Source organism: Acinetobacter sp. YH12045 (assembly GCF_013419925.1).
Taxonomy (GTDB): domain Bacteria; phylum Pseudomonadota; class Gammaproteobacteria; order Pseudomonadales; family Moraxellaceae; genus Acinetobacter; species Acinetobacter amyesii.
In genome coordinates, this window is record NZ_VOZE01000006.1 from 208528 (window position 1) to 220404 (window position 11877).

General features: G+C 41.3%; 13 protein-coding genes and 1 pseudogene. 10 read left to right on the top strand and 4 right to left on the bottom strand.

Features of this window, described 5'->3' with window-relative positions; genetic code table 11:
- Nucleotides 1-36: 36 nt before the first annotated feature.
- Nucleotides 37-606 carry a hypothetical protein gene (locus tag FTU02_RS10535; RefSeq protein ID WP_111884741.1) on the bottom strand — a complete coding sequence of 190 codons (570 nt, stop codon included), beginning with the start codon at nt 604-606 and terminating at the stop codon, nt 37-39.
- Between the two features lie 277 nt (nt 607-883).
- Between FTU02_RS10535 and FTU02_RS10540 the strand changes: the two genes are divergently transcribed.
- Nucleotides 884-1525 carry a 4'-phosphopantetheinyl transferase superfamily protein gene (locus tag FTU02_RS10540; protein ID WP_111884740.1) on the top strand — a complete coding sequence of 214 codons (642 nt, stop codon included), beginning with the start codon at nt 884-886 and terminating at the stop codon, nt 1523-1525.
- An 85-nt stretch (nt 1526-1610) separates the two neighbouring features.
- Here FTU02_RS10540 and FTU02_RS10545 read toward each other — a convergent pair whose 3' ends face one another.
- The gene (locus FTU02_RS10545; RefSeq protein WP_078192655.1) at nt 1611-2030 is read right to left on the bottom strand and encodes a hypothetical protein; all 420 of its coding nucleotides are present in this window, start codon (nt 2028-2030) and stop codon (nt 1611-1613) included.
- Between the two features lie 165 nt (nt 2031-2195).
- Nucleotides 2196-2972: an SDR family oxidoreductase gene (locus tag FTU02_RS10550; RefSeq protein WP_180157023.1), complete on the bottom strand. Its 777-nt coding sequence runs from the start codon at nt 2970-2972 to the stop codon at nt 2196-2198.
- Between the two features lie 104 nt (nt 2973-3076).
- Here FTU02_RS10550 and mazG point away from each other — a divergent pair, with 104 nt between their 5' ends.
- From mazG to yjgA, 9 genes and pseudogenes are all read left to right on the top strand, one after another.
- Nucleotides 3077-3871, top strand: a complete 795-nt coding sequence (gene mazG / locus FTU02_RS10555; protein ID WP_180157026.1) for a nucleoside triphosphate pyrophosphohydrolase — start codon at nt 3077-3079, stop codon at nt 3869-3871.
- A pseudogene (locus FTU02_RS16520) lies at nt 3849-4280 on the top strand (ComEA family DNA-binding protein). Before mazG ends, FTU02_RS16520 begins: the two are co-directional and overlap by 23 nt.
- A 134-nt stretch (nt 4281-4414) precedes the next feature.
- On the top strand, nt 4415-5884 hold the full coding sequence (gene pcnB, locus FTU02_RS10565) for a polynucleotide adenylyltransferase PcnB (protein ID WP_180157028.1): 1470 nt from the start codon (nt 4415-4417) through the stop codon (nt 5882-5884).
- Nucleotides 5881-6366, top strand: coding sequence for a 2-amino-4-hydroxy-6-hydroxymethyldihydropteridine diphosphokinase (gene folK, locus FTU02_RS10570; RefSeq protein ID WP_078192650.1), 486 nt, complete (start codon nt 5881-5883; stop codon nt 6364-6366). Before pcnB ends, folK begins: the two co-directional genes overlap by 4 nt.
- Nucleotides 6367-6412: 46 nt before the next feature.
- Nucleotides 6413-7222 (top strand): 3-methyl-2-oxobutanoate hydroxymethyltransferase, encoded by an 810-nt coding sequence (gene panB / locus FTU02_RS10575; protein WP_180005387.1) that lies wholly within the window; start codon nt 6413-6415, stop codon nt 7220-7222.
- Between the two features lie 3 nt (nt 7223-7225).
- Nucleotides 7226-8074: a pantoate--beta-alanine ligase gene (gene panC, locus FTU02_RS10580; protein WP_180093389.1), complete on the top strand. Its 849-nt coding sequence runs from the start codon at nt 7226-7228 to the stop codon at nt 8072-8074.
- Between the two features lie 22 nt (nt 8075-8096).
- Nucleotides 8097-8948, top strand: a complete 852-nt coding sequence (gene rapZ, locus FTU02_RS10585) for an RNase adapter RapZ (protein WP_180011688.1) — start codon at nt 8097-8099, stop codon at nt 8946-8948.
- The gene (locus FTU02_RS10590) at nt 8945-9214 is read left to right on the top strand and encodes an HPr family phosphocarrier protein (RefSeq protein ID WP_067763492.1); all 270 of its coding nucleotides are present in this window, start codon (nt 8945-8947) and stop codon (nt 9212-9214) included. Before rapZ ends, FTU02_RS10590 begins: the two co-directional genes overlap by 4 nt.
- A gap of 2 nt (nt 9215-9216) precedes the next feature.
- Nucleotides 9217-9750: a ribosome biogenesis factor YjgA gene (gene yjgA, locus FTU02_RS10595; RefSeq protein WP_078189593.1), complete on the top strand. Its 534-nt coding sequence runs from the start codon at nt 9217-9219 to the stop codon at nt 9748-9750.
- Between the two features lie 174 nt (nt 9751-9924).
- Here the strand turns inward: yjgA and FTU02_RS10600 are convergent, their stop codons facing one another.
- Nucleotides 9925-11565 (bottom strand): acyl-CoA synthetase, encoded by a 1641-nt coding sequence (locus FTU02_RS10600; protein WP_111884733.1) that lies wholly within the window; start codon nt 11563-11565, stop codon nt 9925-9927.
- Nucleotides 11566-11877 lie beyond the last annotated feature (312 nt).

The window sequence follows — 11877 nt, forward strand, 5'->3', positions numbered from 1 at the left end:
TTTATTTCACTTTATTTATCTAAAAAGATGTAGAAATTAGTTTTTACACTTTTTAGCTTGGCGGTAAATATCAATATTATCCAGATTAGCTTGAGCAATTTCCATGGCTTGCTGTGCGCTGCTGCTATCCTGTTGTGTATTTTTATTGCCAGAAAAAGCCGTAGCAAATTGTCCCATACGCGCCGCTGTTTCAGATTGACCTGAAAATGCGGATAGCGCGTTGCCAGCAAGACCCGCCCATTTTGAAACTTGATTATTTTGCTGTGCAGACGCTTGGCTTAATGCCAGTTGCGATGCTTCCAATGTACGTTCGAAAGTTTTACGTTCAACGCTCAGATCAGTGCAATCTAAGGTTTTTAAATAACTGGTGCTATAAACACTATTGTTGGTTTGGTTAGCTTGATTGAAATTTGAGGCATAGCCACGGTCTGCTTGAGCCACGGCATTGGCAGCTTCTTGACGGCTTTGATTCATACGAGCTTCAGCTTGGTCCATAATCGCGCCATTTTTGGCACCCATTACTGCAACAGCTGCATCCAATAAGCCTGCTTGAGCGAAACATGGTAGGACACAAAGTGAACTGATTAACGTGATTTTTCTTAGCATCTGATTTACCCCGAGTTTTAAATTAAAGTTATAAGAATCTAGAGTATTTTATCTAATTGAAGATGTATTTAAAATATTTATTATACTTAAGTATTTGAATATATTTATAATATTAAGTATTTCTTAAGTGGGTTAAAATATTTTTAAACTGAGTTTTAAAATCTCGACGAGTCAAAGGACCGATGCGCTCATCTGTATTGTGGTGTATTTTGTGTCGGAGAGTCGCATAAAATATAGCGTCATGGACGTAGTGTAAAAGATATTGGATCAATAACTTATGGCGAAAATTCAGCTTGAATATAGTGCAATTACTGACTTCTTTGTGGAGCCGCATGGCTTGAGTCGTCAAGAGGTAATTGCTGTGCGTAAACAAGCCATTTACCAATATCGCAATCAATTACTTGGGCAGCGGCTAAATAGGTCAGTTGAAAATTCAGATTTTTCAAAGTCTGCATTTGGTAAGCCTTTTCTTCCTGATTTTCCACACTTTCATTTTAATCATAGTCATAGCCAGCAGCATTATGTTTTGGCCAGCAGTGAAAAAATCGTCAATATTGGTGTTGATATTGAGGATTTAAATCGAAAAGTGCGTTTTGATGCGATGGCTCAACACAGTTTTCATCCCGAAGAATTGCTTCATTGGGAGAGCTGTGAGCATAATCCTGATTATTGGTTTAAAGTTTGGACCACCAAAGAGGCGGTACTTAAAGCGTCAGGTTTAGGGATTCGAGTGAACCTGAATGAACTGAATACACAGTGTCATCCTGAGCAGAATGGTGGGATGTGTAGTCATCCCGCAATTGGCACTTTTGCTTATCAGAATATTCAACTGCCGCATGTGATGTTGACGGTGGCATGGGAAAGTGAACAATCTTGCCGAGGCTTTCATTTGCCGAAAATTGAGTTGAATGTCTTATAAATCGGTATGAAATAGAAATCACCATGAAAAAAGCCCTGTTCTGGCTGAACATGGCTTTTTTAAATCAATCTAAACTGGCTTTAGATTAGATTTTGCATTTTTTAGAACCTTGGTAGATACCAATGTTGTCGATGTTTGCTTGAGCAGCAGATTTGTTCGCTTGTTGAAGTTCAAGGTTGCCTGCATCAGAAGTATCTTGCTCACCAGCCAAGCTGTTTGCAATGTTGCCTGCACGAGCAGCTTTTTCAGAGTTACCACCGAAAGCAGCAAGAGCGCCACCCGCTAAACCAGCAAATTTGCTCAATGATTTGCCTGGCGCTTGAGCAGATGCTTGGATGTTTGCAATGTTTTTGTCAGCAGCTTCTAAAGAGCGCTTAGCATTCGCTTTTTCAACAGCAAGAGTTGCACAATCCATCGCTTTTAATTCTGAAGATGCGAATTGAGTTGTAGCAAAAGCAGAAATTGAAATAGAAGTAACAGTTGCAAGAACAAGTAATTTTTTCATGAAATAATTCACTTTTATTGTTAGAAAATAAACGCCCGAAAGTAATGGGCGGGTGAATATTATTCAAAAAAAGGAATTTTGTCCTGTTAAAATGTGACAATTGTGTAACTTTGTGTAATTTGCGTACAAATATGATTGCAAAATTAAATGATTAGTAACACGTTGCTATTTGGGTTTTTGTGCAATCCAAATATTACTTAAGCGGTTGACAAATTGCGGGCTAAACTTCGATAAATTAAATAAAAATTTAGCTTTCATCCCCACAGGTGTATGTGTGGCCATTAAGACCGAATCCCGTTTTTGTACCAAGGCATAAATTTGCTGAGCGACATCGCTCGGTTGAAGATTGACGCCCATTTTCTTAATGCTTTGGGCATCCATGTCTTGCACCATCGCGGTTTGAACAAATAAAGGCATCACATCTAAAACGCGAATATTGTATTTTTGCCATTCAATATCCAAGCTTTCAGTGAACCCACGTACAGCAAATTTAGATGTGGCATAGCTGGCTAAATCAGCTTGTCCATAAATTGCTGAAGCTGAAGAGAGGTTAATCACACGAGCAAAATTGCTTTGTTTTAAATAGGGGAATGCCGCATAGCAACCGTTTATCACCCCTTTGACATTGATATCAATCGTACGGTGGTGTGCAGACAATTCCGTATGTTCAAAGCTGCCTGAATACAGAATTCCGGCATTATTGACTAAGATATTCAGCTGACCTGCCCAAGCAACAAATTCAGCTAAAGCGCTTTGCCATTGCTCTGGTTGTGTCACATCTAAAAGCCCAGCTTTGGCATGGCTACCGAGTTCAGCAGCTAATGAGGTGACTTGAGATTGGTTGATGTCGTAAAGCCCAACTTTATAGCCTTGTTGTATGAACAGTCGTGCAATTGCTGCGCCAATCCCTTGTCCTGCACCGCTAATAAAAATACTTTGCATGTTATGCTTCCCTGAATTGAGTTGCTCATTCCCTGAGTGAATTTTGAGCATATCAAATTCTGTAATCGAAACAATGTACTGATGAGTAAATAGCTGGAGTTCACATGGAACAATTATTAGCAGTGATGAAAGAATTACGTGAAAAATGTCCATGGGATCAAAAGCAAACCCCAGAAAGTTTGACTCGTTATGCCATCGAAGAAGCCTATGAAGTTGAAGCGGCAGTTCGTTCAGGTCAGAGTGATGATGTACGAGATGAACTGGGGGATTTGTTGCTGCAAGTGGTTTTTCAGTCGCAGATGTATAGCGAACAAGGCGCATTTGATTTTCAAGATGTGGTGCAAGCCATTACAGATAAATTAATTCGCCGTCATCCCCATGTGTTTCAGGCAGAGCAATTCTCAGCACTCAATGCGGATGATGTGGCAACACTATGGAAACAGATTAAACAACAAGAAAAAGCAGGGAAATCAGTATCTAGATTAGATGAAGTTAAACATGGTCCTGCATTAAGCCAAGCAGATGAAATCCAAAAAAATGTGGCGAAAATTGGCTTTGATTTTCCAGATATTGAAGAGGCTTATGGCAAGCTTGAGGAAGAGCTAGGGGAGTTAAAAGAGGCCTTAGCAGGCAAAAAATCCGACGAAATATTTGATGAATTCGGTGATTGCTTATTTTCTCTAGTGAATGTTGGACGTAAGATTGGCATCTCAAGTGAGATGGCACTTTTAAGTACCATTCATAAATTTAGAAGCCGTTTTGCTTATATTGAAGCACAGGCCACATTACAACAAAAACATGTAGAAGACTTGTCCCTGACTGAAATGGATCAGTTGTGGGAACAGGCAAAACAACAATTAAAACAACAGGCTAAATATGTACCACACCCTAAAGAATAAATACTTTACACAACTACTTGTCTTGGTTTTGAGTTTAATGGCAAATTTGACTTATGCTCAAAGCCCTTCGGGCTACGCGGAATGGAAAGCCATGCAACAAGCTCAAGATTAACAATTAAAAAAGCAATCTGAGGCTCCTAAGTCTAATGTGACAACTGCATCCAGCAATGCTAACTATTATTTGTCACGACCCACCACCCAACAAAATAGTCGAACAGATCAGGTACGTTTAAATACAGCCTCAGTCGATGAACTGCAAACATTACATGGAATTGGTCAGAAAAAAGCAGAAGCCATTGTGCAATATCGCAAAAGTAATGGCTTATTTAAAACGATTGATGATATTCAACAGGTTAAGGGAATCGGTCCTGCGCTGTTTGCTAAAAATAAAGCAAAATTGGCACTTTAAGTGAAGTGTAAAAAAAAGAATTAGGTTAAGCTCAGCTTGAGCATCGAGATAATCAAATTGCCCTTTGATTGTGTTAGAGATATCATTAGCGACATCTTAAGAATTTTACGTTCAGACGTAGGAGACAGCGTCTTTTGCAAACTTTGCGCGCGTCCAAATGTGGTTTATCAACCGCACAATTACCTTCTTCCATTTTAGATGTGATTGATGCCTTAACTAAGGCAGGCTATGAAGCTTATATCGTGGGTGGCAGTGTCCGCGACCTAATGTTGGGTCATGCACCTAAAGATTTTGATGCCGTAACTAATGCGACACCAGCTCAGGTGAAAGAAGTCTTCGGGCGACGTTGCCGGATTATTGGTCGTCGTTTTGAGCTGGCGCATGTCTACTCAGGACGTGAACTGATCGAAGTTGCGACCTTCCGTGCGCCGCCTAAAAAAGCCGTGACTTCTGCTGCGGGCATGATTTTACGTGATAATAATTGGGGTACGATTGAGCAAGACTTTGCACGTCGTGACTTCTCGATCAATGCAATGTATTACCAACCACGCAAAGGTGAAGTGCTAGATTTTTGTCATGCAGTAGATGACATTAAGCATAAAACGTTGCGTTTATTGGGTGATCCACAATTACGTTTTGAAGAAGATCCTGTGCGGATGCTTCGGACTTTACGTTTTGCAGCCAAATTAAACTTTAATATTGATGAAAAAATTCTGGATGTCTTTACTCCAGAACTTACTCAATTGCTGCGTGATGTGTCTCCACATCGTTTATACGATGAGTCACAAAAGCTCTTTACCATGGGGCATCTCAATCGCGTCTTACCGATGCTGATCGATTTTGGTATTTGGTATCAGTTATTTGCAGATATCAAACCGGTCGTAACCCCATTTATTGAGTTGGCTGCAAAAAATACCGATCAACGTATTTCGATTGGGAAAACCATTAACCCTGCATTTTTCTATGCCGTGTTATTGTGGATTCCGTTCCAAGAACGTTGTACGTTCTATCTAAACAAAGGTGTAGTTCCTGCTGAAGCACGTGCTCAAGCTGGTTTAGATGTATTGAAACGTCAGGCTACACGAACCATTATTCCACGCTTTGCAGAAACATTTATTCGTGAAGTTTGGGAAATGCAAACCCGTTTACTAAGTCCAAAACCCCAGCAAATTGAAGCACTTTCAGGTCATGCACGTTTCCGTGCAGGCTTTGACTTTCTGCTGTTGCGTGAAAAATCGGGCGATACAAGCACGCAAGGCATGGGGCAGTGGTGGGATGCTTATCAGCAGATGAGCACTGACGAAAAAGAACGAGCAATTAGCCAATACAATCGTCAACGTGCCAAGAGTCGTCGTAAAGCGGCGCATGAAGATGTGGAAGCCAAAACTTCTACTCATCAGCAAGTTGAAATTGAACCGCTGGTGAATGAACCAGAAAGCAGAAGTCGCCGTCAACGTAAGCCTAAATCACATGCCAATAGTCTAGAGACAGTGTCAATCGTTGCAGCGTCAGCCTGTGGTGAAATTGGTGCAGATCATCCGATTTTAAAACGTAAACGTGTGAAACGAGATTTGACTCAGGTTATTTTTGGGCCAACACAATGACGCTGACATATATTGGTTTAGGCAGTAATTTAGGTGATTCTCTACAGATCCTCAGTGAAGCGGTGCATAAACTTGCAACGCTCGGAAAAGTGAAAGTCTCAAAACTGTATCAAAGCCCGCCAATGGGGCCACAAGATCAGCCGAATTATTTAAATGCAGCGGTTGCATTAGAAACTGATCTAGCACCTTTGGCCTTGTTGGATGAATTGCAACGCTTTGAACAAGAGTCGGGGCGTGTACGCCTACGTCATTGGGGGGAGCGTACACTGGATTTAGATTTACTGATTTATGGTGAACAGCACATTCAAAATGAACGTTTGACGGTGCCTCATGTTGGTGTTTTAGAACGTGATTTTGTGTTGAAACCTTTGTTGGATTTAGATGAGAATCTACAGATTAAAGGACAACCATTAAAAGATTTACCTATTTTGAATAATCCAAATTTAACTGTATTGGATGCAGGAAACTGGGCCCATCTTTAATTTTTGTATGACCACTTGAGAAAGCCGTCATCTGAGGAATATTGAAATGATTAGTCTAAGTGACTTGAAAAAATTTAAAGCGGAAGGTCGCAAATTCTCCTGCCTGACTTGCTATGATGCGAGCATGGCAAAAGCAATGGAAGTTGCTGAAGTCGATAGTATTCTGATTGGTGATTCATTGGGGATGACCATTCAAGGGAATGACTCAACTTTACCTGTCACTGTTGAAGATATGGTATATCACACTGCAGCAGTGCGTCGTGGCAATAAACATGCGTTTATTTTGACTGATTTGCCCTTTATGACCTATGCCACTTTGAATGACGCTTTAGTGAATTCAAAGATCGTGATGCAAGCAGGCGCGCAGATGGTCAAATTGGAAGGTGGCGCATGGTTGTCAGAAACAGTTGAAGTATTGACCCGTAATGGTATTCCGGTGTGTGTGCATTTAGGGTTAACTCCGCAATCGGTTCATGTGTTTGGCGGTTATAAAGTGCAAGCACGTACACGCGAAACCGCGGATCAACTCATTGCAGATTGTAAAGCTGTGGTTGATGCAGGTGCAGCAATTTTACTTTTGGAATGTGTTCCTGCCCAAGTGGGTAAAGAAATTAGTGAATTATTCCCAAATACACCTGTGATTGGGATCGGTGCCGGTGCAGAAACGGATGCTCAAGTCTTGGTTCAACAAGATATGTTGGGACTGACGTTTAGTCACGTGGCGAAATTTGTTCGCAACTTTATGAAAGAGCAAGCAGGGGAAACAGCAATTGTGGATGCGTTTAAGGCGTATCATGCTGCCGTACTTGATGGTAGTTTCCCTGCCAAAGAACATACATTCCAAATTGAGCTGTAAGACATGAAAACTGAAACAACGATTCAAGGTTTAAGTGCATCGCTAAATCCAGCACGTGCTGCGCGCAAAATCATTGGTTTTGTACCAACGATGGGGAACTTGCATGAAGGTCACCTTAATTTAGTTCGTGAAGCACGTAAACTGTGTGATGTCGTGGTGGTGAGTATTTTCGTTAACCCAATTCAGTTTGGTCCAAATGAAGACTTTGACAACTATCCACGTACTTTGGAACAAGATCAGCACTTATTGGCTGAAGTGGGTTGTGACATCGTGTTTGCACCGACTGTTGAACAAATGTATGGCAACAAACCGCGCTTAACCAATATTAGCGTGGGCGGCATTACCAATGATTTGTGTGGCGAACAGCGTCCGGGTCATTTTGACGGTGTTGCTGTTGTTGTGACAAAACTCTTTAATATTGTTCAACCGAATTTTGCATTCTTTGGGCAAAAAGATTACCAGCAACTTGCAGTGATTCGTCAGTTTGTACGTGACTTAAATATTCCACTAGAAGTGATTGGTGTGCCGATTACTCGTGCCGAAGATGGTTTGGCATTGAGCTCACGTAATGGTTATTTAAGTGCGGAAAATCGTGCGATTGCACCAACGATTTACCAAAGCTTGAAAACGGCTGAGGCAGAATTACATGCTGGAACTCGACTTGCAGATGTGTTAGCGAATATTAAAGCAACATTGACAGCAGCGGGTTTTGTTGTGGACTATGTTGAAGCACGTACACCTGAATTACAGAAAATTGAAGAATTTGATCAAGATGTGGTGTTGTTTATTGCGGCTAAATTAGGCGCAACACGTCTTATTGATAATATGCAGGTTAAATATACTGCAGTTTAAAACGGCTATGGGGTAGCAAGCGATGAAGCGCATTTTAATTGTTACAGGACAATCTGGATCTGGAAAGTCATCTGCATTACAGATACTTGAGGATTTGGGCTATTACTGTATCGATAATTTGCCATTGGCCTTACTCCCCGAAATTGTTGAAAAACTCGATTCAGAAAATAATCTTGAACAATTGGCACTGGGTGTGGATGTCCGCAGTACACGTGCAGATTTACAAGAGTTCGATTTGGTTTTTCAACAGCTACAACGCCATGGCTCAGTCGATATTATTTATTTGACCACGCGTGATCAGGAATTGATTGCGCGATTCAGTTCATCTCGACGTCCCCATCCGTTGGCAAGTCGTTTCAAAAGTTTAAATGAGTGCATACAGGAAGAAAAATCTTTACTGTTGCCGATTCAATTACGCTCGACAGTACATATTGATACTACAGATAAGAGTGTACATGATTTAAAACATACCTTGCTGTCTAAACTTGGACAGGCAGATAATTTAATTTTGATCTTACAGTCTTTTGGCTATAAGCATGGTATTCCACTCGATGCAGATTATGTTTTTGACGTCCGTCATTTGCCCAATCCGCACTGGGATATGGAATTACGTAAGTATTCAGGATTAGATGAGCCAGTTCGTCAGTTTTTACAACAAAGTGAACAAACCAATGAAATGTTCCAAGATATTTATCATTTTTTGGATAAATGGCTGCCGGCATTTGCCGAAGGGCATCGTCATTACATGACGGTGTCGATCGGTTGTACAGGTGGGCAACACCGTTCGGTATATATCGTAGATAGACTAAAAAAAGCACTTGAGGCAAAATGGTCTATTCAGGTTCTACATAGAGAAATGAAGCACTGGTCATGATCGACACAACTGTTGACGTAATTAATAAACTGGGTTTACATGCGCGTGCATCTGGCAAGCTAATCGAAGTCACGACCAAATTTCGCTCGTCGATTCAAATTGGTAAGGGTGGAAAATTAGTAGATGCCAAAAATATTATGTCTTTGCTGATGCTTGGCGCAGGCAAGGGCACAACTTTACGCTTAGTGATTGAAGGTGCAGATGAAGAAAAAGCTTTATCTGAAATTCAAGCACTGTTTGCGGCAAAATTTTACGAGGCAGATTAAACGTGGCACGTCGACCGAACCGCTATACCGAAGAAGACTTTGAATCCTTAGAAGGACGTGCAAGTAAAACTGAGCAAAAGAAAGCTGTACAGCGTATGGCTGCTTTGGGCGAGGAACTTGCAAAACTGAATCCTAAACAGATTAAAAATCTTCCTGTTGAAGAGCGTCTGATCGAAGCACTACTAGATGCACAAACAATTACTTCACATGAAGCGCGACGCCGTCAGTTTCAACGTGTAGGTAAATTACTGCGTAATGAAGATGAAACCATGATTTTATCTTACTTAACCCCGCAGCAAGGTGCGAAAAAAACAGCGCAGCTTCAACGCTGGACTGAACGTATGATTGCCCAAGGTGATCCCGTCATTAAAGAGTTCATGAAAGCACATAATGCTGCTGAACATCATCCTATTCGTCAGCATATTTTGCGTATTCAACGTGATATAGCAAAAAATGTAAGCGAAGAAGAACTGACTGCGTCAAAGTTGAAATTGTTTAACTACATTCAACAAGTGGCTTTATTATCTGATAACTAATGCATGATTAGATAGCCAAGTGCATAGATAGCTCAATGATCAGAGAATTCAACATGATCTGATCATTGAAGCAAAACGTGAAGTTATAGACTTCATATCAAAAAAGCGACCTGATTAGGTCGCTTTTTTTGCTTAAATGTTGAGAAAATCATGCTTGGCTTTTGAGTTTTAACATTAACCAAATTCACCAACAGCGCGCTCTTTAGCCCATTCACGGAGAACGAACTTCTGAAGTTTACCTGTCGAAGTTTTTGGAATTTCGGTAATCACTACATCTTTAGGTACTTTGAAACGTGCAAGGTGCTGCTTACAGAATTCGATCAGTTCTTCAGGCGTTGCTTCTTTACCTGCTTTTAATTCAATAAAGGCACAAGGCACTTCTTGCCAACGAGGGTCAGGTTTTGCAACCACTGCAGCTGTCAGTACAGCAGGGTGCTGATATAGAATTTCTTCTACTTCGAGCGATGAAATGTTTTCACCCCCTGAAATGATCACATCTTTAGAGCGGTCAGTAATTTTGGCATAACCGTCAGGTTGGCAGACTGCTAAGTCGCCGGTATGGAACCAACCACCGGCAAAGGCTTCAGCCGTTGCTTCCGGGTTTTTCAAATAACCTTTCATTACGATGTTGCCACGGAACATGATTTCACCCATGGTCTGGCCATCATGCGGAACAGGTAACATGGTTTCAGGATCAATGACTTTCATGCCATCTTGAAGCGGGTATGGCACACCTTGGCGAGAATGCAACTGTGCTTGTTCTTGAATGGAAAGATCAGACCAACCAGCTTGCGATGCGCAAAGTGCTGATGGACCATAGGTTTCAGTCAAACCGTAAACATGTGTGACATTGATACCAATATTACGCATCCCTTCAATAATCGCTGCAGGTGGCGCTGCACCAGCAACCATCACTTCAACGCGATGGTCAAATTGCGCTTTTTTCTCTTCAGGCGTATTGATCATCATTGAAAGTACGATTGGCGCACCGCAGAAATAATCTACTTTGTGCTCTGCGATCAGTTTGAAAATCAGTTCAGGGTCGATTTTACGTAGACAAATATTGGTTCCGCCATTGGCTGCCATCGTCCATGCAAAGCACCAGCCATTACAGTGGAATAGAGGAAGCGTCCACAGATACGTTGCACGTGGCGTCATGCCGCAAGCAATGATGTTACTCGCTGCATTGATATATGCGCCGCGGTGATGATACACCACGCCTTTGGGATTCCCTGTGGTGCCTGAGGTATAGCTTAAACTAATCGCATCCCATTCATCTTGAGGTAAGTGCCACTCAAAGTTGGCATCGCCTTGCGCCAACCAGTCTTCAAATTCAATTTGTCCAATCGGTTGTGCTGTGCCTTCAAATTCAGCATCTGCAACATCAATGACATAAATGTCTTGATCGATCAAAGCCAAAGCTTCGGTGGCAACTTGAGCAAATTCAGGGTCAACCAACAGGACTTTGGTTTCTGCATGTTCCAGCATGAAGGCAATGGTTTTCGCATCAAGGCGTGTATTTAGCGTATTTAGTACAGCACCCGCCATCGGTACGGCAAAGTGTGCTTCAACCATAGCCGGAACGTTCGGTAATAACACAGACACGGTATCGTTTTTGCCAATGCCTAATTGTTGCAACTGATGTGCAAATTGACGACAACGATTATACGTTTGGCGCCATGAAATATGACGATTGCCGTGGATAATGGCATCCTGATCAGGATAAATATAGGCTGCACGCTCTAAATAACGTAGAGGCGAAAGTGCCACAAAATTTGCCGGGGTCCGTGGCAATTCATCGTATGCGCTAACCATCGTGGTACTCCAAGTCCATGTCTATTTGTTTTAAATCTGACTTAACAATAATTCAGTCCGTAGCTTCTCTGCATTTATGCTTTAGTCGAGTATTTACACTAAATTTTTAAGTGATTGAAATTTAACATAATAAAAACAATAAGGTGACGAAAATGAACCCCGTGGTTCTCAAAATTGATTTTTTAGCATAAATAATTTAGTTGAAAAATATACAGGGTTTGTTGGTTTTTTATACTAATTTAGCAGATATTTCCGTGTGATCTTTTTTATTGATTCGGTTTGAATGATGCTTAACGAATAATGTAGAGCGCC

Excerpts from the sequence above, each read along its gene's own strand:
- FTU02_RS10535 (WP_111884741.1), bottom strand. The coding sequence starts at position 606 with ATGCTAAGAAAAATCACGTTAATCAGTTCACTTTGTGTCCTACCATGT.
- FTU02_RS10600 (WP_111884733.1), bottom strand. The coding sequence starts at position 11,565 with ATGGTTAGCGCATACGATGAATTGCCACGGACCCCGGCAAATTTTGTG.
- folK (WP_078192650.1), top strand. The coding sequence starts at position 5,881 with ATGACGCTGACATATATTGGTTTAGGCAGTAATTTAGGTGATTCTCTA.
- panC (WP_180093389.1), top strand. The coding sequence starts at position 7,226 with ATGAAAACTGAAACAACGATTCAAGGTTTAAGTGCATCGCTAAATCCA.
- FTU02_RS10540 (WP_111884740.1), top strand. The coding sequence starts at position 884 with ATGGCGAAAATTCAGCTTGAATATAGTGCAATTACTGACTTCTTTGTG.
- FTU02_RS10590 (WP_067763492.1), top strand. The coding sequence starts at position 8,945 with ATGATCGACACAACTGTTGACGTAATTAATAAACTGGGTTTACATGCG.
- FTU02_RS10545 (WP_078192655.1), bottom strand. The coding sequence starts at position 2,030 with ATGAAAAAATTACTTGTTCTTGCAACTGTTACTTCTATTTCAATTTCT.
- FTU02_RS10550 (WP_180157023.1), bottom strand. The coding sequence starts at position 2,972 with ATGCAAAGTATTTTTATTAGCGGTGCAGGACAAGGGATTGGCGCAGCA.
- rapZ (WP_180011688.1), top strand. The coding sequence starts at position 8,097 with ATGAAGCGCATTTTAATTGTTACAGGACAATCTGGATCTGGAAAGTCA.
- panB (WP_180005387.1), top strand. The coding sequence starts at position 6,413 with ATGATTAGTCTAAGTGACTTGAAAAAATTTAAAGCGGAAGGTCGCAAA.
- mazG (WP_180157026.1), top strand. The coding sequence starts at position 3,077 with ATGGAACAATTATTAGCAGTGATGAAAGAATTACGTGAAAAATGTCCA.